This is a genomic window from Mycolicibacterium neoaurum, assembly GCF_036946495.1.
Classification (GTDB): Bacteria; Actinomycetota; Actinomycetes; order Mycobacteriales; family Mycobacteriaceae; genus Mycobacterium; species Mycobacterium neoaurum_B.
This window is the reverse complement of the sequence record NZ_JAQIIX010000002.1, coordinates 2,975,926-3,000,636: the sequence shown is the minus strand read 5'-3', so window position 1 is coordinate 3,000,636 and position 24,711 is coordinate 2,975,926. Positions and strand designations below refer to the sequence as shown.

24 protein-coding genes are annotated in these 24,711 nt (G+C 66.9%); 13 read left to right on the top strand and 11 right to left on the bottom strand.

Going from position 1 to position 24,711, the window contains the following annotated elements; genetic code table 11:
- Positions 1-16 precede the first annotated feature (16 nt).
- Genes PGN27_RS19850 through PGN27_RS19835 form a run of 4 tightly spaced genes read left to right on the top strand, consistent with a single transcriptional unit; the run spans position 17 to position 7,145 of the window.
- The gene (locus tag PGN27_RS19850) at positions 17-1,384 is read left to right on the top strand and encodes a hypothetical protein (protein ID WP_335327643.1); all 1,368 of its coding nucleotides are present in this window, start codon (positions 17-19) and stop codon (positions 1,382-1,384) included.
- A complete protein-coding gene (locus PGN27_RS19845; protein WP_335327642.1) occupies positions 1,385-1,903 on the top strand; it encodes a hypothetical protein in 519 nt (172 codons plus the stop codon). It abuts the gene before it with no gap.
- Complete coding sequence (locus PGN27_RS19840; protein WP_335327641.1) at positions 1,900-5,094, top strand: ATP-binding protein; 3,195 nt, start codon at positions 1,900-1,902, stop codon at positions 5,092-5,094. Before PGN27_RS19845 ends, PGN27_RS19840 begins: the two co-directional genes overlap by 4 nt.
- Positions 5,094-7,145, top strand: a complete 2,052-nt coding sequence (locus tag PGN27_RS19835) for an FAD-dependent oxidoreductase (RefSeq protein ID WP_335327640.1) — start codon at positions 5,094-5,096, stop codon at positions 7,143-7,145. The genes PGN27_RS19840 and PGN27_RS19835 overlap by 1 nt, the downstream gene beginning before the upstream one ends.
- Here the strand turns inward: PGN27_RS19835 and PGN27_RS19830 are convergent.
- Together PGN27_RS19830 and PGN27_RS19825 are read right to left on the bottom strand one after the other, a co-directional pair.
- Positions 7,133-8,395, bottom strand: a complete 1,263-nt coding sequence (locus PGN27_RS19830) for a saccharopine dehydrogenase family protein (RefSeq protein WP_335327639.1) — start codon at positions 8,393-8,395, stop codon at positions 7,133-7,135. The genes PGN27_RS19835 and PGN27_RS19830 overlap by 13 nt on opposite strands.
- An 11-nt stretch (positions 8,396-8,406) precedes the next feature.
- The gene (locus PGN27_RS19825; RefSeq protein ID WP_335327638.1) at positions 8,407-8,961 is read right to left on the bottom strand and encodes a CGNR zinc finger domain-containing protein; all 555 of its coding nucleotides are present in this window, start codon (positions 8,959-8,961) and stop codon (positions 8,407-8,409) included.
- Between the two features lie 73 nt (positions 8,962-9,034).
- Here PGN27_RS19825 and PGN27_RS19820 point away from each other — a divergent pair, with 73 nt between their 5' ends.
- From PGN27_RS19820 to PGN27_RS19800, 5 genes are all read left to right on the top strand, one after another.
- A complete protein-coding gene (locus PGN27_RS19820; RefSeq protein WP_335327637.1) occupies positions 9,035-10,036 on the top strand; it encodes an EamA family transporter in 1,002 nt (333 codons plus the stop codon).
- 71 nt (positions 10,037-10,107) lie between these two features.
- A complete protein-coding gene (locus tag PGN27_RS19815; protein WP_036460187.1) occupies positions 10,108-10,731 on the top strand; it encodes a cutinase family protein in 624 nt (207 codons plus the stop codon).
- 40 nt (positions 10,732-10,771) lie between these two features.
- Positions 10,772-11,419, top strand: a complete 648-nt coding sequence (locus PGN27_RS19810) for a cutinase family protein (protein ID WP_335327636.1) — start codon at positions 10,772-10,774, stop codon at positions 11,417-11,419.
- Positions 11,420-11,441: 22 nt separating this feature from the next.
- On the top strand, positions 11,442-12,152 hold the full coding sequence (locus PGN27_RS19805) for a cutinase family protein (protein ID WP_335327635.1): 711 nt from the start codon (positions 11,442-11,444) through the stop codon (positions 12,150-12,152).
- 52 nt (positions 12,153-12,204) lie between these two features.
- Entirely contained in the window at positions 12,205-12,891 is a 687-nt protein-coding gene (locus tag PGN27_RS19800; protein ID WP_418888624.1) for a cutinase family protein, read from the top strand.
- 77 nt (positions 12,892-12,968) lie between these two features.
- Here the strand turns inward: PGN27_RS19800 and truA are convergent, their stop codons facing one another.
- From truA to infA, 8 genes are all read right to left on the bottom strand, one after another.
- On the bottom strand, positions 12,969-13,868 hold the full coding sequence (gene truA, locus PGN27_RS19795; RefSeq protein ID WP_418888623.1) for a tRNA pseudouridine(38-40) synthase TruA: 900 nt from the start codon (positions 13,866-13,868) through the stop codon (positions 12,969-12,971).
- The gene (gene rplQ, locus PGN27_RS19790; RefSeq protein ID WP_335327633.1) at positions 13,846-14,427 is read right to left on the bottom strand and encodes a 50S ribosomal protein L17; all 582 of its coding nucleotides are present in this window, start codon (positions 14,425-14,427) and stop codon (positions 13,846-13,848) included. The genes truA and rplQ overlap by 23 nt, the downstream gene beginning before the upstream one ends.
- A gap of 68 nt (positions 14,428-14,495) precedes the next feature.
- Positions 14,496-15,572 carry a DNA-directed RNA polymerase subunit alpha gene (locus PGN27_RS19785; RefSeq protein ID WP_335327632.1) on the bottom strand — a complete coding sequence of 359 codons (1,077 nt, stop codon included), beginning with the start codon at positions 15,570-15,572 and terminating at the stop codon, positions 14,496-14,498.
- 68 nt (positions 15,573-15,640) lie between these two features.
- Entirely contained in the window at positions 15,641-16,246 is a 606-nt protein-coding gene (rpsD, locus tag PGN27_RS19780; RefSeq protein WP_030134514.1) for a 30S ribosomal protein S4, read from the bottom strand.
- A gap of 14 nt (positions 16,247-16,260) precedes the next feature.
- Positions 16,261-16,677 carry a 30S ribosomal protein S11 gene (gene rpsK / locus PGN27_RS19775; protein WP_019512358.1) on the bottom strand — a complete coding sequence of 139 codons (417 nt, stop codon included), beginning with the start codon at positions 16,675-16,677 and terminating at the stop codon, positions 16,261-16,263.
- A 6-nt stretch (positions 16,678-16,683) separates the two neighbouring features.
- Positions 16,684-17,058, bottom strand: coding sequence for a 30S ribosomal protein S13 (gene rpsM / locus PGN27_RS19770; RefSeq protein ID WP_019512359.1), 375 nt, complete (start codon positions 17,056-17,058; stop codon positions 16,684-16,686).
- 158 nt (positions 17,059-17,216) lie between these two features.
- Positions 17,217-17,330 carry a 50S ribosomal protein L36 gene (gene rpmJ, locus PGN27_RS19765; protein ID WP_079925868.1) on the bottom strand — a complete coding sequence of 38 codons (114 nt, stop codon included), beginning with the start codon at positions 17,328-17,330 and terminating at the stop codon, positions 17,217-17,219.
- Positions 17,331-17,374: 44 nt separating this feature from the next.
- Positions 17,375-17,596 (bottom strand): translation initiation factor IF-1, encoded by a 222-nt coding sequence (gene infA, locus PGN27_RS19760; protein WP_003418601.1) that lies wholly within the window; start codon positions 17,594-17,596, stop codon positions 17,375-17,377.
- Positions 17,597-17,909: 313 nt separating this feature from the next.
- On the opposite strand from infA, the gene PGN27_RS19755 reads away from it, so the two are divergent.
- Complete coding sequence (locus tag PGN27_RS19755) at positions 17,910-19,103, top strand: WS/DGAT domain-containing protein (RefSeq protein ID WP_335327631.1); 1,194 nt, start codon at positions 17,910-17,912, stop codon at positions 19,101-19,103.
- Positions 19,087-19,956, top strand: a complete 870-nt coding sequence (locus tag PGN27_RS19750) for a universal stress protein (RefSeq protein WP_335327630.1) — start codon at positions 19,087-19,089, stop codon at positions 19,954-19,956. Before PGN27_RS19755 ends, PGN27_RS19750 begins: the two co-directional genes overlap by 17 nt.
- A gap of 41 nt (positions 19,957-19,997) precedes the next feature.
- Here the strand turns inward: PGN27_RS19750 and PGN27_RS19745 are convergent, their stop codons facing one another.
- Positions 19,998-20,471 carry an SRPBCC family protein gene (locus tag PGN27_RS19745; RefSeq protein ID WP_335327629.1) on the bottom strand — a complete coding sequence of 158 codons (474 nt, stop codon included), beginning with the start codon at positions 20,469-20,471 and terminating at the stop codon, positions 19,998-20,000.
- A gap of 90 nt (positions 20,472-20,561) precedes the next feature.
- Between PGN27_RS19745 and PGN27_RS19740 the strand changes: the two genes are divergently transcribed.
- Positions 20,562-22,277, top strand: a complete 1,716-nt coding sequence (locus PGN27_RS19740) for an NAD(P)/FAD-dependent oxidoreductase (RefSeq protein WP_335327628.1) — start codon at positions 20,562-20,564, stop codon at positions 22,275-22,277.
- A 15-nt stretch (positions 22,278-22,292) separates the two neighbouring features.
- Positions 22,293-23,786, top strand: a complete 1,494-nt coding sequence (locus tag PGN27_RS19735; RefSeq protein WP_335327627.1) for a sensor histidine kinase — start codon at positions 22,293-22,295, stop codon at positions 23,784-23,786.
- The last annotated feature ends 925 nt before the right edge of the window (positions 23,787-24,711 follow it).

Genomic DNA, 24,711 nt, shown 5'->3' with positions numbered 1-24,711 from the left:
ACCGCCAGGAGGGGTGATGTCGTCCAGCAGACAAGGCGTGCGACACCTGCTCGCGGTGTATGGCGGAATTTCGGCGGCGGTAAGAGATTTCGATCGAAACGACTTCGGGGCGACCGTCGACGAGTTCCTGCCCGGCTACTCGGCGCACCCCGACTGGTATTCCGAGGTCGACCATTTCCTGCATCCCACCGATCCCGGTGGACCACCAGACACCGAGCAGGCTCTGGTCGCGCTCGCCGCCCAGGCTGCCGACGATATCCGGCTACCCCAGCCGCAGAAGGCCCGGCTGCTGTTGGCGTTGGCCGTGATCGCCCGGCTGAACCAGCTGCAACCGGATAACCCGCTGCCCGCACTGTGCGCCGACGAGCATCGCGACCTCACCATCGAGGCACTGGCGGCGGCCGGACCGGGTTCGTCGAGCCCCGGGCAGTGCCGCGACAAGGCACAGGCGTTCTTCGACGATCAGTTCGCCCGCACAGTGCCGGAATCGTTCGTCACGCGCTCCGCGTTCGACGATGTGCGAGCCGCGGCACTGCGGGCGGGCGCTATCGGCGAGCAGACCGCGACGACGCCATTGTGCGCAAGCGGGGTCGTCAACTACCGGGGCTTCGACGCGGTCGTCGTCGACACCGAGTTCAGTTCGGACTCGGTCTCACTGAACAACCTCAAGCGCGTCGTCAACCCGTACAACTGGAACGAGAACTATCCGGAGTTCTTCCTCAGGATGTCGCACAACGGTCCGACATACACCCACGACGGTTGGCGGCGGGTCCTGGAGACGGTTTCGCTGGTCGAGGGATTCGAACTCAACACCCCGCTGAAGTTCAACCCGACGGCCGGCCCCACGACAGCACGCCTCGATTACGACCTGGACACCTCGCGCTTCGACACCGGTGACGGTCGGGTGCGGGTGGACCACGGCTACATCAACATGACCGCCATCGGAGATCCAGACGGTGGTGGGGTCCGGATTCGCACCCGCAAGGTGGTGCACATCGAGGGCATCAGTCCGTACGCCCAACAACGCCTGGTGTGTATCTGCGGCTATGGCACCGCGTCGTCGGATTTCCTGCTCGGCAGGGCCGATCCGCCCTATCCGACCGCCGAACCGTTCGACTACCCGGACAACGATGAGGCAGCCGCGGACATCGACGACACCCCGGCGACGCGGCCACGGCACGCCGTGCCCACCGCGGTGCAGATCTGGACCGACACCATGATCGGTGTCACCGGTGACTACGCCGAACTCGCAGGCAAGTGGTGGGACCGGGGCATCACCGCCGCCGATGTCACCGAGTTCGGGAGCCGGGTCGGCAGCCGAATGGCGGCCGCACCGCTGACCTTTCTGGATGCCATGTACCGATCCCGCCACCGGAGCCGGTAGATGCCCGACAAGGACTCACCGGTCATCCACGCGACGAATGCCGCCCACCATTACCTGGGCCAGCTGAACACCATCGTCGAGAAGGCCGCCCGCACCGACGAACGCGGCGTGTGGGGAATCGACCCGTGGATCACCATCATCCATGATCTGATCGACCTGCAGATCCGGACGGCCGCCAATGGTGTCGCGCTGGGTTTGGCCGGTCCGTGGTGGCGCCGCCCGGTCGAACGGTTCCATGCCTTGTCGGAGGAGATCACCATCGCCGCAGCCCCCTACGAGCGGGTACTCACCGTGGCCGGACCCTTCCGGCGCGTCGGGCGCGAGGACGAGTGCATCCCCGACCGGGCCATCGAGTTCGTACCTGCGACCCTGCGTGCAGGCGAGACCACGTTCCGGATAAAACTGACGGATGCGGATTACATCGGCGCCAACTATCTCGGAACGGTCGGATTCCGGCATCGTGAGCCCGGCGGGCGCGGTGCCGACCGACCACCGGTCACCATCGAAGTAGGCCTGTGAACGAATACACCGTCGGACCCACGATCGAGGAACTGCTCGACAGCGCCGTCGAGGCCATCAATCGCCAGGATCACGGCAGCGCCAGATCGCTGGCCCGCCAGGTCCTCGCGGTCGACCGCGACAACCTCGAGGCCGAGGAACTGATGGCGGTCTCGGACAATGGTTCCGTCGTGCAGCGGCTGACACTGTTGTTCGTCGACGTGGTGGACTCCGTGGGCCTGTCGACCCGGCTTGAGCCCGAGATGTACAGCACCGTGATCCGCCGCTATCGCGACGAGGTGCATCGGATCGTCGCGACCTATGAGGGTCATATCGGGGCGGCCCAGGGCGACGGACTGTTGATCACCTTCGGACATCCCACACCGCATGAGAACGATGCGCAGCGAGCGGTATCGGCCGGCCTGGACATCGCCGCGGAGGTGGCTGCCCTCAGCAGACGATTGCGCCGCAAGTTCGGGTTCGGTATCGAGGTCAGGGTGGGTGTCCACCGCGGGGTGGTGACCATCGACCCGGTGCGCGACGAGGTCATCGGGGTCGGCGCCAACCTGGCTTCGCGGGTCTGCGACCTGGCGGATCCGGGAACCGTGGCCATCTCCGAGGCGGTGCGCCGGGTGCTGCGCGAGGACTTCACCCTGGAGCCGCTACCGCCCCGATCGGTGAAGGGTTTCGACAAGCCCCTTGAGCATTTCCGGGTGCTGGCCGAACGCACCGAGGCACCGTTGCTCTCCGGTCCGTTGGTCGGACGCGACGACGAAGTGGCTCACCTGCGACGTTGCTGGGATGCCGCGCAGGCGGGCACCCTGACCGTGCCCGGCGTGGTCTTCAAGGGCGAGGGTGGCATCGGCAAGACCAGGCTGGCCGATGCCGCCATCGCGATGGCGCGCCAATCGGGTGCGGTGGTGCTCGGCATCTACGGGTCGTCCTTCCACTCCGATATCGGTCTGCGCCCGATCCGGCGACTGTTGGAGGCGACCAGCGGTATTGCCCGCGACTCCGATCCGGCCCAGGGCCTTCGCCAGTTGCGCTCCGAGGTCATCCGTCACGGACTCGATCCCGAGCAGGCCGTACCCCTACTGGCGCCCGTGCTGGGTATCGCGCCAGGGGTCGACTATCAGCCTCCGAGTGCGACCGCGGGACGCCTCTACGACCAGATCGCCGATGCCGTCCGCAGATATCTGATCGCGGCGACGGGTGACGGACCGGCGATGATGGTGTTCGAGGACGTGCACTGGTACGACGAGGACACCGTGGAGATCCTGCAGGCAGTGTTGAGCGAGGCTCCGGAGCGGCTGATGGTTGTCATCACCGGTCGTGAGGTCCCGGAGCTGACCCACTGCACCACTTTCGAGCTCACCCCGTTCGAGGATCATCACTCCGACTTGTTGGTCACCGCACTACATCCCGATCTCGATGACGTCGCCCGCCGAGCGGTGGTGGACCGCTGCGACGGAATGCCGCTCTACATCGAAGAAGTCGTGGCGAAGATGCGGTCTGCGCCTGCCGAGTCGGCGGAGACCGGAAACGTACCGGACACCCTCTACGAAGCGCTGGTGGCGCGGTTACGACTCAACGAGCGCGCATGGCACGTGATCGAGGCCGCCGCACTGATCGGCAGCCAGGTCGACCAGGGACTCCTCGCTGCCGTCGTCGAACTCGACCGTCGGTCGATCGAGGACATCCTCGACGAGCTGACACGCACCCGCGTCATGAAACCATTCGGCAACGGCGGCTGGCGATTTCGGCATGAGTTGCTCAGAGAGGTGGCCGCCGAGCTACTGCCGCCGAGCGCCCGTAAGCGGCTGCACACCCGGATCGGCGCCGCCCTGGTCAGCTCGGCGGCCGATGGCACACCCGAATGGCCCTTGGTGGCACATCATTACGAGCAGGGTGAGCAGTTCGACGAGGCCGCCGACAGTTATGAGAAGGCTGCGGCCGACGCGCGGCGACGCGGCGCGCTGAACGAGGCCAGGTCCCTGTTGAGCCGGGCACTGGAAAGTACCGCCAAGCTGCCGCCCGATACCCAGGCGCGCGATGCTCGCGAGGTGGCGATTCGGCTGGAGCGCGGCTTTCTCGGGTTCGCCGCCGCGGGCCACGCCAGTGTGGATGCGGCCGCCGATTTCGAACGTTGCCTGCAGATCATCGACAACCACCCGGGCGTGGAGATGTTCGCGACCTTCAGCGCCCTGTGGAGTTTCTTCGCCTCGCGTGGTGATCTGCGCAGGTCCGCCCAGCTGGTGGACGCGCTGCGCACCAACATCGCCGATATGCCGCAGTGGTACCAGGCGGTCATGGACGCGGTGGTCGGTTCATTGGCGCTGTTCCGCGGCGAGCTGAACGATGCACGGAGTTGGTTGGAGTCGGCGGCGACGGCGATCGCAGAGATGGAATCGCCGGAGATCGACGGCGATTGGTATGCACCCAACGACCCGGTCGGCGGGATGTATGCGCTGCTGGGGCTGACCCGCTATCTGCAGGGCGATCTCGAATCGGCGATCGAGTCGTTCGCCGACCTGGAGAAACGTTGTCAGGCATTGATCTTCCCGCACGGTCCGTTCACCGAGTGCTACGGCAGAGTGCAGGAGGCCGTGGTGCGAACCCACGCCGGGCAATGCGCGCAGGCGATCGACCTCGCCGGACGCATCGCCGAGATCGCCACCGAGAACGGCCTTGACGAGTGGGTGATGATCTCGGCCACCGCGGCGGCCAACGCCGGCGCGAAAGCCGCACTTGCGGGGCCGCAACCGGATCTGGCGGCGCTGAGCGAGAGCACCGCCACGCTGGCGACCCTGGTCCAGGTCTGGCGGGATTTCGAGCTCAAGGCATTCTTGTGCTGGTACGACGCCGGACTGACGGCCGCCCTGCTCGGCGCCGGTGACGTCCACGGCGCGCGCCGACAGCTCGACATGGCATTGCAGATGTCTGCGGAGACGTCCTGGCATCTTTTCGACGCCGAGCTCTTGCGGCTGCGCGCCCACACCCAGGACTCGGCCGTCGAGCGGGACGCCGACCTGGACGAGGCCCTTGAGCTGTCGCGTACCCAGGGCGCGGTGGTGCTCGAGCTTGCGGTGGCCGCCGATCGGTTCCGGATCCATGGGGACCGCTGCCGGGCCGATCTGGAGCAGGTGCTCGCCAGGCTGCCCGCCGACCAGGACTGGCCGGCACTGGCCGAGGCGCGCGCGTTGTTGCACTGATGCCGAGCCGGGGGAAGGTCGCGATACTCGGCGGCGGGATGGCGGGGCTCAGCGCGGCGTGGCGATTGAGTTCGCCGGGCTGGCAGGATCGTTTCGATGCCATCACCGTCTATCAGCGCGGTTGGCGGCTCGGCGGTAAGGGTGCGTCCAGCCGCGGTGTGCATGACCGCATCGAGGAGCACGGCCTCCACATCTGGCTCGGGTCCTATGAGAACGCGTTCGCCCTGCTGCGCGAATGCTATGCCGAAATCGACCGTGCTACGGATGATCCCGAGTGCCCGATCCAAACCTGGGATCAGGCGCTGATCCCAGCCGACGAACTGGGCATGGCCGATCACTGGGCAGGCCGCTGGTCGGTGTGGCCCGGCCGGTTCTCCCGAAATGCCGACCTACCCGGTGAACCGGACGCTGACGGACGGGAACTGACCGTCGTCGGGTTCTTGCACAGAGCGCTGCAACTGCTGGCGGATTTCGCCACCTCACTCGACGCCGATGACGCCCCCGACACCGATGAGGACAGCGCGGCGCGCGTCATCCGCATATCGACGATGCTCGGCGAGAGTGTCCACGATGCGCTGAGCGCACTGGTGCAGCGACCCGGGTGTGCGCCGGTCGGCAGGCCGTTCGACGAGCCGCTGCAGGCGCTCCGCGACGCGCTCGACTACGAGCACCGCCCGCAACACCGCCGGTTCTGGCTGTTGTTATCGCTGTTGACCACGACCGCGCGTGGGTTGATCGCCGATGATCTGCTGACCGACCCGGCGGGGTTCCGAGCGATCAACGACGAGGAATACCGAGATTGGTTGCGCCGCCACGGCGCCCACCCCGACGTATTGGACTTCGCCCTGGTGCGGGGTCTGTACGACATGGTCTTCGGATATGAGGAAGGCGACTGCACCCGACCGTCGTTCGCCGCCGGTCTGGCGGTGTTGCTGACCGGCATCGCACTGTTCCAGTACAAGGGTGCCTTCTTCTGGAAGATGACTGCCGGTATGGGTGATGTGGTGATCGCCCCGATCTATCAGGCGTTGCGCGCCCGTGGTGTGCGATTCGAGTTCTTCCACCGGGTGGATGCGTTGCATCTGGACGCCACAGGCACCCGGGTGGAGGCCATCTCGATGGGACGCCAGGTCGACCTCGTCGACCCGGCGACGCCCTACGATCCGCTGATTCGGGTCGGTGGGCTGCCGGTTTTCCCCGCCGAGCCGCGGCGCGAGCAGATCGTCGACGCCGGCCAGCCGATGCGCGAGCTGGAGTCGCATTTCGCGGCGCGGCGCGACGCCGAACAGCGCACGCTGCGGTGCGGTACGGACTTCGATCACGTGGTGCTGGCCGCATCGGCGGGGATGGTCGAGATCATCTGCGGCGAACTCATCGCCGACCGCCCCGAATGGCGGGATATGACGCATCACGTGAAGACGGTGGCCACCCAGGCCTTTCAGCTCTGGCTCTCCCCCGACGAATCGAGTCTTGGTTGGTTCCGGCCGGGCGTGACCACCAGCGGCTATGTCGCACCGTTCGACACCTGGGCGTCGATGCCGCAGACGCTCTGGGCCGAGAACTGGCCTGCCGAGGACGATCCGAAGACGGTGGCCTACTTCTGCGGGGTGCTCGACGCCCCATGGCCACCGGATACCGAGGACCGGGAGTACCGACGCCGGTCCCGGGACCGGGTGCTGACGACAGCGACCGAGTATCTGGACCACCACGTCGGGCTGTACCTGCCGGGTGCCGTCACCGCAGATGGCTTCGCATGGAAGATGCTCTGCGGCACAGGCGGTCTGCACGGACCTGCCGCATTGGAAACCCAGCACGTGAGCGTCAACATCGACCCCTCGGACCGGTACGTGCAATCGGTCCCCGGCTCGGACAAGCACCGGCTGCGTCCGGACGAAAGCGGTTATGACAACCTGGTTTTGGCCGGCGACTGGACCGACTGCGGGATCAATGCCGGCTGTATCGAGGCCGCCGTCATGTCGGGACTTCAAGCGGCGAATGCACTGCTCGGCCGGAGCAGGTTCTATCGGATCCGCGGTTTCTACCTGCCCTGATCGCGATCCAGCGGTGTCACTGTCAACGTGACTCCCCGCCCGGGGAGCTTTTCCAGCAGTAGGTCGCCCATGGCCGCGACCGGGGTCAGGACGCCGCGCAGCGCGGACAGCCGCGCGGCGTCGGTGACCATGGCCATCGCCGCCACGGCGATCAGCGTCGCCGTGGCCGAGTATCCGGGATCACCACGCTGCGCCATGGTCGCCACGTAGCGGTGTCCGGCCGTCGTTCTGGTGTAGGTCTCGACCACGTACCGGCCGCGGTCACCGTGATCGTGGCCGGTGGTCGCATCCGGCAGCAGACGATCCACCACCATCGAGGGCACCGTGGCCAGATAGGCCCCGCCCAGGCGCGCGGCCGCGGTGATGGTCGGGCCGCTCATCGCCGCGAGGAACGGCGCCATCGGCGAGGATCCGTAACTCAACGTCTCGGTGTAGCGCAATCCACGGCCGTACGGCCAGCCGAGCAGCGCATTGGTCCGTCGCACACACCTGGTGTTGTACAACGCCATCAGGTAGCCGCCGGTCCACAGCCCGGCCAGCTCGGGGGCGATCTCGGATCCACTGAACACCGGGACATCGGGTTGCGCACCGAGATCCGGTTCGCCGGCCCGGTCCGGCGACAGGCTGTAGGGATCGTCGAGCATTGCGCGCAGGGACGCATCTGTGTGCGCGGCCCGCATCAGCTCGACCATCGTGCGCAGCGAGCCGCCCGAGCACCCGCCCGAGTAGGCGCGCAACACCAACGTGGTCCTGCCCAGCGCCCCGGCACCATCGTCGACGGCACGGCGGTGCAGGGCGTAGACGGTGAGATCGGAAGGGATGGAATCGAATCCGCAGGAGTGCACGATGCGTGCGCCCGTCGACGCCGCGATGCGGTGATAGCGGTGGATGCTGGCGCGCACGAACGGGATCTCGCCGGCCAGGTCCAGATAATCGGTGCCGGCGTGCGCGCAGGCGGCCACCAGGGGAAGTCCGACCGTCGAATAGGGACCGACGGTGCTGACCAGCACCCGGGTCCGCCCTGCCAGGTTCGCCAACGGGCCGGGTTCATCGAGATCCGAGACAAGCACCGGCCAGTCCCGCGCCCCGGTACCGAGCGAATCGCGCAGTGCGGTCATCCGGTCGGCGGACCTGCCCGCCAGGGCGATGCGCACACCGCCGCCGGCGGCGGCGAGTGCACGCGCGACATGTCGACCGACGAAACCCGTCGCACCGTAGAGCACGATGTCCAGATCACGCCGGGCGCGCATGCGGATCGACGCTACCCGTGCCGGCCACGCCTTTCCCGATAAGCGGCAACATGCTGACGATTACCGCAGTTTCCGGTGTCGCAGAAGATCTTCGACCGGTTGCGGGAGACGTCGAACAGCGCCGCCGTACAGTCCGGTGCCGCGCACACCTTGAGCCGGCGCAGCTCGCCACCACGGATCAGGTCCGCCAACGCCATCGCCATCTCCGCACCCATCCGCTGGGCCAGCGGATCCCGGACGGAGGCCAGATGCAGATGCCACTCCGGCATCTCGGCGTGCCGGGTCAACCACGGCGAGGCCTGGGTGTCGGCCAGCAGAGCGTTGACCTGGCCGACCGTGCGCTCCTCGTCGTCGGCGCCCTCCCAGAGCCTGCCGAGTCGTTCGCGCAAGCGGTGCACGGCGGCCAGCTCCTCACCGTCACGGTCACGGCGGCCGGTCCAGCCGAACTCGGCGAGATAGGCCTCCAATCCGGCCAGATCGGCCAGCTCGTCGCCGTCGACGCGATCACTGTTGATCAGCACGCAGGCAGCCCGGAGTGTGAGTTCCGTGTCATGAGTAAAAATCATTTGACGCGTGACTCCCGTCGCCGTTACTGTCATGAGCAACTTCCATTTTACTCATTACAGTCCGGAGTGCTCCATGACGATGATCAACGCGCGCGCGACGACCAGGTTTCGGGTCGGTCTGGTCTTCGCAATCACCTCGGCCTTCACCTTCGGCATGTCCGGCCCGCTCGCCAAGGCACTGATGGAGGCCGGTTGGACCCCGACGGCGGCCGTGACAGCCCGCCTGGCCGGTGGTGCACTGGCGATGGCCGTGTTCGCTACCTACTACCGGCCCGGCTGGGTCCGCGAGGCCCTGCGGCATCGCACCACCGTCATCGCGTACGGCCTGATCCCGATCGCCGGCGCCCAGCTCTGCTACTACAACGCCGTCTCACACCTTTCGGTCGGCGTGGCGCTGCTGCTGGAGTACACCGCGCCGATCCTGGTGGTCGGCTGGTTATGGGCCACCACGCGGCGTCGACCCGCCGCGCTGACCCTCGCCGGTGCGGCACTGGCAGTTGCCGGCATCGTGCTGGTCCTCGACGTCTTCGCCGGCGCCCACATCAACTCGACCGGGGTGGTCTGGGGCCTGGCCGCGGCGATCTGCGCCGCGTGCTACTTCATGATGTCGGAGAAGGCCAGCTCCGACGGCACCGGCCTGAGCCCGGTTACCCTGGCCGCCGCCGGTCTCGTCATCGGCGCCCTCGCGGTGGCCGGACTCGGCGCGAGCGGCGTGATGCCGCTGCGCTTCACCGCCGCCGATACCGTCGTCGCCGGTCTCACCCTGCCCTGGTACGTCCCGGTGATCGCCCTGGCACTCATCCCGACGGCGATCGCCTACACCCTCGGCATCATGGGCATCGCCCGGCTGCAGCCCCGGTTCGCCTCGTTGGTGGGCCTGTCCGAGGTCCTGTTCGCCGTGCTCATCGCCTGGGTAGTGCTCGGCGAATCGATCTCACTGACCCAGGCCGTCGGCGGCGCGGTGGTGTTGATGGGCCTGGCGCTGGCCCGCCACGGGGACCGTTCCGACCAGGTGGCCCAGGCCAATTGGCAGGACGTGCCGCCGCCTGCCGAACGACCGATTGCTCATACCTGACCATCAGATGTGAAGATGGGCTTGTGAAGTTGCGCAAGTTGGCGGTCCGGTGGGCCGCAGTGGGCTCGGCGATGGTCTCCACCTTGGCCGTGCTGGCGGCTCCGGCGCCGGTCGCCTCGGCCGAACCGGCGTGCTCGGACGTCGAACTGATCTTCGCTCGCGGCACCAGCGAGCCGCCGGGCATCGGCCGGGTCGGGTTTGCTCTGGAGAACGCGTTGCGCCCGCAGCTCGGTGGCCGCACGCTGAGCACCTACGGTGTCAACTACCCCGCGACCTACGATTTCCTGCGCGCCGCCGACGGCGCATTCGATGCCAGCGCGCGGATCGCCTACCTCGCCGACGCCTGCCCGAACACCCGCGTCGTGCTCGGTGGGTACTCCCAGGGTGCCGCCATCGTCAACATGCTGGTGGGGCTTCCTCCGGTAGGTGACCGCATCGGCGATATCGGTTCGGCTCCCCCGCTGGCCTCCAACTTGGCCGGCAATGTGGCCGCCATCGCCGCATTCGGTAATGCGGGTGCCAAGTTCGGTTATCCGGTCAGTGCCGCCGGGCCCCCGTTCAGCGGCCGGGGTATCGACCTGTGCGCCGACGGTGACCCGATCTGCTCCGGTGGCCGCAACCCATTTGCGCACACCCGATACGAATCCTCCGGATTCATCCCGCAGGCAGCCGGTTTCATCGCGGGCCGGGTCTGACTCCAGGCTTGCTCTGGCCGTCTTCGCGTTACCATGTGGCGTGCGCTTTGATCTTGTTCGCCGCCGCTCGGCACTGCTCGCCGCCGCCACCGCGGCCATCGGCTCGCTGCTCCTGACACCGGCGACACCCGCCTCCGCCGAATCCTGCCCCGATATCGAGGTCGTGTTCGCCCGCGGCACGAACGAGGATCCCGGTCTGGGCCGCATCGGCGCGGCCTTCGTGGAGTCGCTACGCGGCAAGGTCGGCGGCAGGTCGGTGGGCACCTATGCGGTGAACTATCCGGCCAGCTACGACTTCTTGGCCGCCGCCACCGGCGCCAACGACGCCAGTGCCCACATCCAATGGATGATCAACAACTGCCCGACCACCCGGCTGGTGCTCGGCGGGTACTCCCAGGGCGCAGGGGTCATCGACGTCATCGCCGCGGTACCGGTACCCGCCATCGGTTTCACCGCCCCGCTTCCGCCGAACACCCCCGAACACGTCGCGGCGCTGGCCGTGTTCGGCAACCCGTCGGCGAAGGTCGGCCTGCCGCTGACGGTGAGCCCGGTGTGGGGGCCTCGGGCGATAGACCTATGCAATCCCGGCGATCCGGTCTGCACCAGTGGCGATGACGTGGCGGCCCACCGCGCTTACGACGGTGCCCCCGCCGATCAGGCGGCCACCTTCGTCGCCGGGCTGCTCTGAACCGGCCCCGTACACTCGTCTGGTGTCCAGCCGAACGCTTTCAGCAAAGCACCGCGCGCGCAGATTCATCGCGACCGTAGCCGCGGCAGCGGCCGCCGCCGGCGGCCTTGTCGCCTCCATCGCGGTGGCCCCTGCCGGTCAGTTGCCCACTGCATCGGCCGAACCGTGCGCTCCCGTCGAGCTGATCTTCGCGCGCGGGCGTGGCGAGCCTGCCGGCATCGGCCGCATCGGTGACGCGCTCGTCGGCGCCCTCAATGCCCGGCTACCGCAACCCGTCGGCGTCTACGCCGTGAACTATCCCGCCGATTTCGAGGTTCCGGTGGGCGCCAATGACATCAGCGACCGGATCCAGTACATGGCCGGAGCCTGTCCGAACACCAGGCTGATCATCGGTGGATACTCCCTCGGCGCCGCCTCCGCGGCGCTGGCCCTGTCCGCGACGCAATCCGGACTCGGTTTCGACCGACCGTTGCCGCCGGAGATGTCCGGCCATGTGGCGGCCGTCGTGCTGGTCGCAAACATCACCCGGCGGATGGTGGGCAACGAGATCGGTCCGCCCTACCGCGACCGAACCATCAACGTGTGTGTCCCGACCGACCCGGTCTGCGGCGACTCCCTGCCCACGGGCTTCGAGGATCTGCAGAACGTGTGGCCGAACCACTGGCAGGACGCCTACATCGGTTCGGATCTGATCAACCAGGCCGCCGACTTCGCGGCCGCGCGCGTGCGCTGATCGGCCTGCTTCGGCTACACCAGCGTCAAAAACCGCCGCTACAATCGGCACGGTGATCTTGACGCCGAGGGGTCCGGTCCGCCGTTTCACCGTGCTCACCGTTGCCGCGCTCCTGGCGCTGGCCACCGTGGCCATACCGACGATGACCGCACCGATGCTGCCCGTCGCCTCGGCGGCGAACTGCCCGGACGCCGAGTTGATCTTCGCCCGCGGGCGCATGGAGTCCCCCGGCGCGGGTCAGATAGGCAACGCGCTCGTTGCATCGTTGCGTTCCAAGACCGGTAAGAACGTCGCCCTCTATGCGGTCAAGTACCCCGCCGACACCCAGATCGACATCGGCGCGAACGACATGAGCGCGCGCGTCCAGTACATGGCCTCGTCCTGCCCCGATACCCGACTGGTGCTCGGTGGCTATTCACTGGGCGCCGCGGTCACCGATGTGGTGCTGGCGGTGCCGTTCGGCTTCTTCGGCTTCAAGAACCCGCTACCGCCGGGCCTCGATCAGAAAGTGGCCGCCATCGCGCTGTTCGGCAACGGTATTGCCTGGGTGGGTCCCATCTCAAACTTCAATCCGATCTACAAGGAACGCACCATCGAGCTGTGCCATGGTGACGATCCGATCTGCAATCCGACCGATCCGGAGAACTGGCAGGACTACTGGGCCGACCATCTGGCGCCGGCGTACATCAAGGCCGGGATGGTCACCCAGGCAGCCGATTTCGTCGCGCCACGGATCTGAGCTTCTGCGTCAAGACGACGCTTTCTGGCGCAATCCAGCCGCTCGTTCGCCACAACCCGGAGTCTCGGCGAGCTCGACTAGAGCGTGCGCAGATCCCGGGTGATCTGGATTCGGGCGGCGAGTTCGTCATCGGGCGGATAGTCCACCCCGACCAGGGTCAGTCCCCGCGCCGGGGCAGCCGCGAAATCGCTGGAGCGCGTCGTCGAATCCAGCAGCCCCGCACACCAATCTGGATCCCGCCGCCCCTCCCCGACGGCCAGCAATGCACCGACCAACGAACGGACCATCGACCAGCAGAAGGCGTCGGCCGTCACGTGGGCGGTGATGATGTCACCGGAGCACTCCCAGTCCAGCCGCTGCAGGTCCCGAATCGTGGTGGCGCCCTCGCGATGCCGACAGAAGGCGGCGAAATCGTGCAGCCCCACCAGATGTCGCGACGCGGCCATCATGGCCTCGACATCCAGCGGTCGCGGCCACGGTGTGACAAAGCGCGCCTGTTGGGGCAGCACACCGTACGGTGCCGTGCCCAGGCGATACGCGTAGTGCCTGCGCAGCGCCGAGAACCGCGCGTCGAATCCCTGCGGCGCCCTCTCGATGCGCAGCACCCGGATCTCCTCAGGGACGAAACGGCCGAGCCGTCGCGTCAGCGGAAGAAACTCCGGCTCGCCTGCAGGGCGCGGACTGCGCGGAAATGCCTGTGCCAGCGCGTCATCGGGGATATCGACATGGGTCACCTGGCCGGTGGCATGCACGCCGGCATCGGTGCGGCCAGCGGCGCGCAGCACCACCGGTGTGCGGAACACCGTGGACAGCGCGTCTTCGAGCACACCGGCGACGGTGCGCTGCCCGGCCTGGGTGGCCCAGCCAGCGAAATCGGTACCGTCGTAGGCGATATCGAGCCGCAGACGAACAAACCCGCCACCTGTGGAGGTGGCGGGTTCGTTCACAGCGTGACTACTTGTCGTCAGACTTCGCATCCTCGGCCGCAGCCTCGACCTCGGCGGACTCCTCGGCGGGGGCCTCGGTGGCCTCGGCGTCGGCGGTCTCCTCGGTCACGGCGTCGTCAGCGGCCGGGCCCTCGGTGGCCTCCGGCTCGACAGCCGCCTGCGGTGCGGCGGCTGCCGCGACCTTCTGCGCGGCGTCGGCACGACGGGCGCGGTTGGCCTCCGAGGTCACCGTCTTCTCCCGCACCAGCTCGATGACCGCCATGGGGGCGTTGTCGCCCTTGCGGTTCTCGATCTTGATGATGCGGGTGTAACCACCGTTGCGGTCGGCGAAGAACGGACCGATCTCGGCGAACAGGGTGTGCACCACATCCTTGTCGCGGATCTTCTTCATGACCTCGCGCCGGTTGTGCAGTTCACCCTTCTTGGCGTGGGTGATCAGCTTCTCGGCGTACGGACGCAACGCCCGGGCCTTCGGCTCGGTGGTCTTGATCCGGCCGTGCTCGAACAACGCGGTGGCCAGGTTGGCCAGCAGCGCCTTCTGGTGCGAGGACGACCCGCCGAGACGGGGACCCTTGGTGGGTTTGGGCATTGCGACTATCTCCTTGTGGGGCCGGCCCCCGTATCAGGTAGGGCCGGGACGGAACTGAATTGAAAGTGTTAGAGCTGCTCGGTCTCGGCGAAGTCCTGGTCGGTGTCCAGGTCATAGCCGGTGTCGCCGGTCCAGGTTCCGGTGGCCACGTCGTAGCCGGCCACCTCGGACGGATCGAAGGTGGCGGGCGAATCCTTGAGCGACAGACCGAGCTGATGCAGCTTGATCTTCACCTCGTCGATGGACTTCTGCCCGAAGTTACGGATGTCGAGCAGGTCCGACTCGGTACGCGAGACGAGCTCACCGACGGTGTGCACACCCTCGCGCTTCAGGCAGTTGTACGAGCGGACGGTCAGGTCCAGATCATCGATCGGCAGCGCGAAGCTGGCGATGTGATCGGCCTCGGCCGGCGACGGGCCGATCTCGATGCCCTCGGCCGCCTCGTTGAGCTCGCGGGCCAGACCGAACAGCTCGACCAGGGTCTTGCCTGCGGACGCCAGGGCGTCACGCGGGCTGATCGAGTTCTTGGTCTCGACATCGAGAATGAGCTTGTCGAAGTCGGTGCGCTGCTCGACGCGGGTGGCCTCCACCTTGTAGGTCACCTTCAGCACCGGCGAGTAGATCGAGTCGACCGGAATGCGGCCGATCTCGGCACCGGAGGCCTTGTTCTGCACGGCCGGCACGTAGCCACGGCCCCGCTCGACGACGAGCTCGACCTCGAGCTTGCCCTTGTCGTTCAGCGCCGCGATGTGCAGATCCGGGTTGTGCACGGTCACACCCGCGGGCGGGACGATGTCACCGGCGGTGACCGCACCCGGGCCCTGCTTGCGCAGGTACATGGTGACCGGCTCGTCCTCTTCGGAGGACACGACGAGACCCTTGAGGTTCAGGATGATGTCGGTGACGTCTTCCTTCACCCCGGGGACGGTGGTGAACTCGTGCAACACACCGTCGATGCGGATGCTGGTGACCGCTGCGCCCGGGATGGACGACAGCAGCGTGCGCCGCAACGAGTTGCCGAGGGTGTAACCGAAGCCGGGCTCCAGCGGTTCGATGGTGAACCGGGACCGGTTCTCGGCCAACGACTCTTCGGACAGTGTGGGTCGCTGTGAGATCAGCATTGTTTTCCATCTCCTTCTCGGCACCCGCTATTTGATGCCGTCTGGGCGGTCCCAGGCCTCCTGGATGTTGGCGGCCTGGGACCCTTACCTGATTACTTCGAGTAGAACTCGACGATGAGCTGCTCGGTGAGCGGCACCTGGATCTGCGCCCGCTCGGGGAGCTGGTGGACCAGGATGCGCTGACGCTCGCCGACGACCTGCAGCCAGGACGGGACCGGGCGCTCGCCCGCGGCCTGACGCGCGGCCTCGAACGGCAGCGTGTTGATCGACTTGTCCTTGATGTCGATGATGTCGTACTGCGACACCCGGTAGCTCGGGATGTTCACCTTCACGCCGTTGACCAGGAAGTGGCCGTGGCTGACGAGCTGACGCGCCATCCGACGGGTGCGGGCCAGGCCGGCCCGGTAGATGACATTGTCCAGCCGGCTCTCCAGGATCTGGAGCAGGTTCTCGCCGGTCTTGCCGGTCTGCCGGTTGGCCTCTTCGTAGTACTTGCGGAACTGCTTCTCCATGACGCCGTAGGTGAAGCGAGCCTTCTGCTTCTCCTGCAGCTGGGTGCGGTATTCGCTCTCCTTGATCCGCGCGCGGCCATGCTGACCGGGCGGGTAGGGACGCTTCTCGAACGACTGATCGCCGCCGACCAGGTCGACGCCGAGGCGGCGCGACTTGCGGGTTGCGGGTCCGGTATAACGAGCCATTTTCTAGATCCTCCCTAGACCCGGCGCCGCTTGGGCGGACGGCAGCCGTTGTGCGGCTGCGGAGTGACATCGGAAATCGCGCCGACCTCGAGGCCGGCGGCCTGCAGGGAACGGATCGCGGTCTCGCGGCCCGAGCCCGGGCCCTTCACGAACACGTCGACCTTCTTGACACCGTGCTCCTGCGCCTTGCGGGCGGCGTTCTCGGCGGCCAGCTGCGCGGCGAACGGGGTCGACTTACGCGAACCCTTGAACCCGACGTGACCCGAGGATGCCCAGGCGATGACGTTGCCCTGGGGATCGGTGATCGAGACGATGGTGTTGTTGAAGGTGCTCTTGATGTGAGCAGCGCCGTGCGGGACGTTCTTCTTTTCCCTACGACGGGTCTTCTGACCCTTCTTGGCGGCGGTGCCGCCCTTCTTAGCCTGTGCCATCCGGGATTACCTGGCCTTCTTCTTGCCGGCGATGGTGCGCTTGGGGCCCTTACGGGTGCGCGCATTGGTCTTGGTGCGCTGACCGCGCACGGGCAGGCCACGACGGTGGCGCAGGCCCTGGTAGCAGCCGATCTCGATCTTGCGACGGATGTCGGCCTGCACCTCGCGACGGAGGTCACCCTCGACCTTGAGGTTGCCTTCGATGTAATCGCGCAGCTGCGAGACCTGATCATCGGTCAGGTCCTTGGTGCGCAGGTCCCGGCTGATGCCGGTGGCGTCCAGGATCTCCTGGGAGCGGGTACGGCCAACGCCGTAGATGTAGGTCAGCGCGATCTCCATGCGCTTGTCGCGCGGGAGATCAACGCCCATGAGACGTGCCATCAGGCAGTGTTCCTTTTCGTTGCGGAGGTCTGTTCCCAGTCCGTTCCCCGTTCGGGGTCCGGCCTCCGTGCCGGACGTGGTGAGCAGCCAATCTGCTCAGTGGTACTGGGATGTCTGCATTCAGTTATGGGTGGTGCCGGTCGGCCTCGGGAAGAGACCTAGCCCTGACGCTGCTTGTGGCGGGGGTCGGAGCAGATCACCATGACTCGCCGATGCCGGCGGATCACCCTGCACTTGTCGCAGATCGGCTTGACGCTCGGGTTCACCTTCACGGCTTCGCGATCCTGTTCTCTCGGATGGTCTTGATGGTGGGCAGTTACTTGTACCGGTACACGATGCGGCCCCGGGACAGGTCATAGGGAGAGAGCTCCACCACGACGCGGTCCTCGGGCAGGATGCGGATGTAGTGCTGCCGCATCTTGCCGCTGATGTGGGCCAGAACCTTGTGTCCGTTCTCCAGCTCAATGCGGAACATCGCATTGGGCAGAGGCTCGACCACGCGGCCCTCGACCTCGATGGCACCGTCTTTCTTGGCCATACTGTCTTAGCGATCCTTGTCTTCGTTTTCGTATCTCTACGCCCCGGCACGACCGATACACCGACTACATGACGTGAGCCGGACCCGAAATCGTTATGGTTCTCAGACGAGGCACGCAAAGAGTCGGTGCGCAGGCCGCACCGTCGATCCATACTACCCGCACCGCGCCGTACCCCAAAATCAGCGAAATTGCAGCTCGACGCGCCCACTGCGGCGCCCCGAACGCCGGCGCTCGGTCTCCGGCCCCGCCACGGATCACATCGAGGACCTACGGCCCTGTCGCAGGGACCTTTCCGCATCGGATAGTCGAGGTGTGAATCACCCCGGCGCCGCACACTCCGACTCCCACGATGGTGCGCATTCAGATCCCGAACTGGTGCCCTACGTCGGCGTCATCGCCATCATGACCGGCCCGATGCCCGCTCACGACGAGCTGGCAGCGGCGCTGGACCAGCGTCTCGGTAGGTCCGTCGACCTCCTTGCGGCCGAGCTGGCCGCACCCGGTGATGACGACGCCCTGTTCGCATTCGTCACGCAGGCCATCCGTCCCTGCCCGAAACCCGGTCCGCAGTGGCGGTGCTGGGCCGTGGCCGCTCTGAGCGATGACCGCTGGGCCGTGCTGCTGGCTGCGCGCCACGATATCGCCGATGCAGGCACCGTCACGGACGTCCTTGCCGGGCTCAGTACGGACGGTGCCGTGCCGGGCCCGGTCGGTGCGCCCCACCCGAGCACCCGTGCGCCGGGCCGACCGACCAGCTTCAGCGCCGTCCAGGTGGCACTGGCCGACGCGGAATCGGTCTGCCGGACCTTCGACGTCACGCTCAACGAACTGGCACTGACGGCGGTCACCAACGGTCTGCGGTCCGCGCTGAGACACCGGGGTCGGGATCCGCGGCGGATCTCCGTGCACACCAGGCAGCCGCTGTCGGCAAGGGCGGTCGCAGCGGCGGCCAGGATGAGCCGGCGGATACCGGTCCTACGACGAGCGCTACCGGTCGAAGAGCCGGATGTGCTGCGGCAGCTACAGAACGTGCATCGCACGGTGGCCGATTTCAAGGCCGACGCGCGACACCGGTCCCCCTGGTCGGTGCCCTCCCCGGCGCTGCTGCCCGTCGAGCTGGCACGGCGGGCGTTCACGATGGTGACCGCCCCGCCCCGGGACGATCTTCTGGTGGCGATGACGAACGTCACGGGTCCTCGTCGTCCCGGGGACATGCTGGGCCGACCGATCGTGGCGATGGTGGGTGTTCCACCGGTCCCCCCGCCGGGCCAGGTCGCCGTCATGCTGCTCACCTACGGTCCGGATCTGTTCTTCGGGCTGACCGCCGACTGCGATACGTTCCCTGAGGCGGACGATGTCACCCACGGGATGGCCCGAACGGTCGAGCATCTCGCCGCTGCCGCCCGGCATCCGCACCCTGGGCGGCCGGCCCTGGCGTTGATCGGGCCCAGAGCTACCGGGGACCACCTCCTCGGTGAAAGGAACACAGATGACCGAGCCGGTTGACATCGCCAACATCGTTGTCGGAGTCGATGATTCACCGTCTGCTCGGATCGCCGTGCAGTGGGCGGCCAACGAGGCGGGGTTGCGGGGCATCCCGCTGGTGCTGTTGCACGCCAACACCATGCCGGTCGGCGCCTGGCCCGCGGTACCTGCGCCTGCGGACTACCTGGACTGGCAGATGCAGCTCGGGCGCGATCTGCTCGAGGAGACCGCCAACTCGGTCCGCACCCTCACCGACACCACGGTGACCACCGATCTGGTCGTTGCGACACCCACCGCCGCATTGGTCGACGCGTCCCGCACGGCGGGCATGGTCGTCACGGGAAGCCGCGGCAGGGGTGCGCTTTCGCGTCACCTACTGGGCAGCGTCAGCACGGGACTGCTCCATCGAGCCCACTGCCCGGTGGTGGTGATCCGTGATGACGACGGTCTACCGGCACCCGCGGCGCGGGTCTTGCTCGGCTTCGACGGATCGCAGGCATCGGAGTCGGCCACGGCCCTGGCTTTCGAGGAGGCGTCCCGACGCGGTGTGGGCCTGGACGTCCTGCACTCCTGGTGGTCCCCCGGCGCATTCGAGATGCCGGGTTTCGACTGGGAGACATTGCGCCCCGAGGTCGACCGGCAACTGCGCGAAATGCTCGCCCCCTGGCAGAACCGATATCCGCACGTGGACGTGGACCGCATCGTGGTTCCCGACCGTCCCGCCGCGCGGCTCGTCGAACACTCGACGGCGGCACAGCTGGTCGTCGTGGGCAGTCACGGCCACGGCGCGGTGGCCTCGGTGCTGCTGGGCTCGGTCAGCAATGCCGTCGTCCAGGCTGCGCGGGTGCCGGTCCTGGTGGCCCGCCCGCGCTGAGCCGGCTGAGCTGGCTGAGCTGGCTGAGCTGGCTGAGCTGGCTATGCCGACTGTGCCTCGGCGGTGGCCTTGATGGCCGCCAGGGTCTGCGGGATCCCGCTGAGCGCCAATTCCGAGCGCGTCGCGATCTGCGCGTCCGCGTCGGCGCCGAAGCGCTCCCGGAATCCCTCGATGCCCTTGGGCAAGAACCTCCAGTACTGGGTCAACGTGGTGCCCTCGCCGGCCGGCTCCATCGTGAAGCCCCACCGGACCCAACCATCGTTGACCTCCCACGCGAACTCGCGACCCGGCGCGGCCGCGACGACCTGGCTGCGGGTCTCCCAGGTGCGCTCGGGCAGCACATTGCGCCCGGTGAACCACGCCCCGGCCACCGCACCGGCTGCCGGGTTGTCCCACCAACACTCCTTGCACACCGGACTCCACTGGCCCATCCGGGTGATATCGGAGACCAGCTCGTAGGTCGCCTCCGCGTCCAGGGCGAGGTGGATGGAATCGGAGTACTCAAGGGCCGTCACACGCGGCAGTCTAGGCCGACGATGCGCGACGTTCGCCGTCAGCGATCAGGCTGGGATAAGAAGTGGACGGTCAGCGCATAATCATCAGTGATGCCTGACGCCGAGCGCCAACCCCGCAAGCCCGTGATCCTGTCCGTGGACGACGATCCGGCCGTGTCCCGCGCCGTGGCACGCGATCTGCGCCGCCACTATGGGGAGCGATATCGGATCGTGCGCGCCGAATCCGGTCCCGATGCCCTGGACACGCTGCACGAGCTGAAGCTGCGCGGTGACACGGTCGCCGTGTTCGTGGCCGACTACCGGATGCCGCAGATGAGCGGTATCGAGTTCCTCGAGGCCGCGATGGACCTGTACCCGATGGCACGTCGGGTCTTGCTCACCGCGTATGCCGATACGACGGCCGCCATCGACGCCATCAACGTCGTCGACCTCGACCATTACCTGCTCAAGCCGTGGGATCCGCCCCAGGAGAAGCTCTACCCGGTGATCGACGGACTGCTCGAGTCCTGGCATGCCGCGGGCGATCACGCCATCCCGTACACCAAGGTGATCGGCCACCAGTGGAATCCGCGGTCCTGGGATGTGCGTCAGTTCCTGGCCCGCAACGGTTATCCGTTCAAGGCGTTCACCGCCGAGGAACCCAAGGGCCGCCAATTGCTCGAGGCGGCCGGGCTGGACGGCAAACGGCTGCCGGTGGTGATCACCGAGGACGGCAAGCCGATGGTCGAGCCCACCGACACCGAGCTGGCCACCATGCTCGGCCTTTCCACCAACCCGTCCCTGGAGATGTATGACCTGGCGGTCATCGGCGGCGGGCCGGCCGGGCTGGCCGCCGCGGTCTACGGCGCATCCGAGGGCCTCAACACCGTCCTGATCGAGCGTGCGATGACCGGAGGTCAGGCCAGCCGCAGCTCCCGGATCGAGAATTACCTCGGCTTCGAGAACGGGATCTCCGGAGTCGATCTGACCACCACGGCGCGTCGGCAGGCCGAGCGCTTCGGCGCCGAGGTCATCACCACCCGCCAGGCCCTGCACCTGCAAGCCGGCGAGATCGGGACGGCGCGCACGATCACCTTCTCCGATGACGATTCCGGCGACGGCGAGGGCCGGCGCACCATCGGTGCGCGGGCGGTCATCCTTGCCACCGGTGTCGACTACCGCGAGCTCGCCGTGACGGGCTGCTCGGCGGCCGAGGAGTCCAACTTGATCGGGCGCGGCGTCTACTACGGCGCCTCGGTGTCCGATGCCGCCGAATGTGCCGGCGAGGAGGTCTACATCGTCGGTGGCGCCAATTCGGCAGGCCAGGCGGCGATGTTCATGTCCAGGACCGCCAAGCGGGTGACCATGCTGGTGCGGGGGCCCTCACTGGAGGCATCGATGTCCTACTACCTGATTCAGCAGATCGAGGCCAACGACAAGATCGAGGTCCGCACCTGCACGGAGGTGGTCGGCACGACTGCCGCCGATGACCACCTCGTCGGGCTCACACTGGCCGACCGCAAGTCCGGTGAGACCGAGGATGTGCCGGCCAACCGGCTGTGCTGTTTCATCGGCGCCACACCGCGCACCGATTGGCTCGACGGGGTGGTGGCCCGCGACGACCGCGGTTTCATCCTGGCCGGCCCCGATCTGCGCGACGTGTGTGGCTGGAGCCTGGACCGCCCTCCGCACCACCTGGAAACAAGTGTGCCCGGTGTGTTTGTTGCAGGAGATGTGCGTTCGGAATCCGCCAAGCGGGTTGCCGCGGCCGTCGGCGAAGGATCGATGGCGGTGATGTTCGTGCACCGGTACCTGGCTGAGGCGTAGAGGGGCTTGAGACATATGGGCGAGACGTGTGTGCGCGACGAACTGCGGACGCTGTTCCTGTTCGAGCATCTGACCGACGAGCAGCTCGACACGCTGTGCCAGGCGGGCTCCATCGAGACGTTCCCGGCCGGCCCGATCGTGCAGGAGGGCGACCAGGCGACGTGCTTCTATGTGCTGATCGACGGCGAACTGATCATGTCGAAGCGCTCCGGCGGCGTCGACATCCAAACCAACCGGACCTCGCAACGTGGCGTCTATTTTGGTGCCTGGTCTGCCTACATCCCCGGTGAGGAGCAGCTCTACCAGGCCTCAGTACGCCTGGTGTCCGAGTCTCGGGTGTTCGTGCTGGAGGCGCGGGCGTTCGCGGAGTTCATGCGCGCGCAGTTCCCGATGGCCGTACACCTGATGGAAGGTCAGCTCGTCGGCGGCCGCCGACAGAGCCAGATCATCGGGCAGCGCGAGAAGCTGCTGGCACTGGGCACGATCACCGCGGGGCTGACCCACCAGCTGAACAATCCGGCGGCCGCCACCGCGCGCGCGGTATCCGACCTTCGCGAAAGCGTCGGTCACATGCGCCACAAACTCGCCATGGTCGCCGAGGCGAAGTTCAGCCCCGAATCGCTGCGCGCCCTGGTCAACATCCAGGATCAGGTCGCCGAACAGGTCGCCAAGAACAAGGACCTGGAACTCACCGCCCTGGAAGCCTCCGATCGCGAGGACGAACTCGGTGACTGGCTCGAGGATCACGGTATCGCCGGTGCCTGGGATTACGCTCCGACGTTCGTCGAGGCGGGTTTGGACACCGACTGGTTGGAGCGGGTGTCGGCACTGGTCGACGATCTGGATTCCACCGCCTCGCTGCAGGGTGCCATCGGCTGGCTGAAGTACACCATCGACAACGAGCTGCGGATGAACGAGATCGCCGAGGCGAGCAAGCGCATCTCGGCGCTGCTGGCGGGAGCCAAGCAGTACTCGCAGATGGATCGTGGTTCCTACGGCAGCGCCGATGTACACGAACTGATCCGCAGCACCGTGATGATGTTCGGCGACAAGATCGGCGGACCTGGCAAGGATCGTCCGGTGACGATCGTCAAGGACATGGACAAGACGCTGCCCGAACTGCAGTGCTATCCCGGCGACCTGAACCAGGTGTGGACCAACATCATCGACAACGCGATCCAGGCGATGGGTGGCCACGGCACCTTGACCATCCGGACCAGCCGCGAGAACGACCAGATGATCCGCGTCGAGATCTGTGATGACGGTCCCGGCATCCCCGAGGATGTCATCGACCGCATCTTCACCCCGTTCTTCACCACCAAACCTTTCGGCGAGGGCACCGGCCTCGGGCTGGACCTGGCCTGGCGCATCGTGGTCGAAAAGCACGGTGGGAATATCTCGGTGCAGTCCAAGCCCGGTGACACCCGGTTCGCGGTATGCCTGCCGTTGGTGGCGCCGGCCCCGGTCATCCCCACCCCGGGTGAGCTGTCGGCGGCGGGAGCCGAATAGCAGCTGGCAACAGGAGCGGCCCGCGCTTCGGTCACCGCCCGTGAAATATTTTCACCGACGGTCGGTCGCCGTCGGCACCGCCCGGGTTGTTGCTGAATCAACACGTCGCGGTGCACGCGAAGCGGCTGTCGCACGCCCCGGCCTTCCACAGCCGCACGCGATGTTGTAAAGCAACTATCGACATGCGCTGGTCGGGCGGCCACAACGGGCTCACCCGAGGCGGTTTGGGGCCGTCGGGCAGCGCCCAGCACCTGAGCGGCGTGAACACCGTCGCGAACGTTGCTGATTTTCACCGCCCGGGGAAATTCTGCCCCTGGACACGGACAATCCGACGCCGACGGGCGTGGAAAATTTTTCCAAACGCTATTTAATTGACGCGCGCGTTATACCCTTACGCCCATGACTCGTAACGCTTTTCGCGGTCGCCTCGCCGCCGCCAGCAAGCGTCATGCGGGCATGCTCCACGCCAAACCATCCGTGTCGCGGCCGGAAGCAGTCGAACGCGCCACCCCCAAGGGAAGGGAACGCGGGCCCATCACGGCGCTCCCATAGCAACGTCGGCATGCGCCGCGCCCCTGACCGGACGATCGCGGCGATCGGCCATCGACGTCACATACAGCCCTCATCGGCGGGCCCTGCCGGCGACCCATCCTCGACGCGCCAATGCGCCTCGCGGTCGCCGATCGACCGATCACACCGACCCTCTCGGATATACGCGCATGCCGCGGTCATATCGAATTGCCGAACTGGGTCCGCTGAATAGCGGGCAATCACGCTATTTATCACGCAATAAACAATGCATCCTGTGCCGCTTGATGCCACACCATGTCCGCCTCGTAATTGACCAGGTGGGCGCCTAAACCAGTTGTGGCCGTTGCATTTTCGATTCGACTACTACGCATATCGGACATTAAGTCTCCTCACA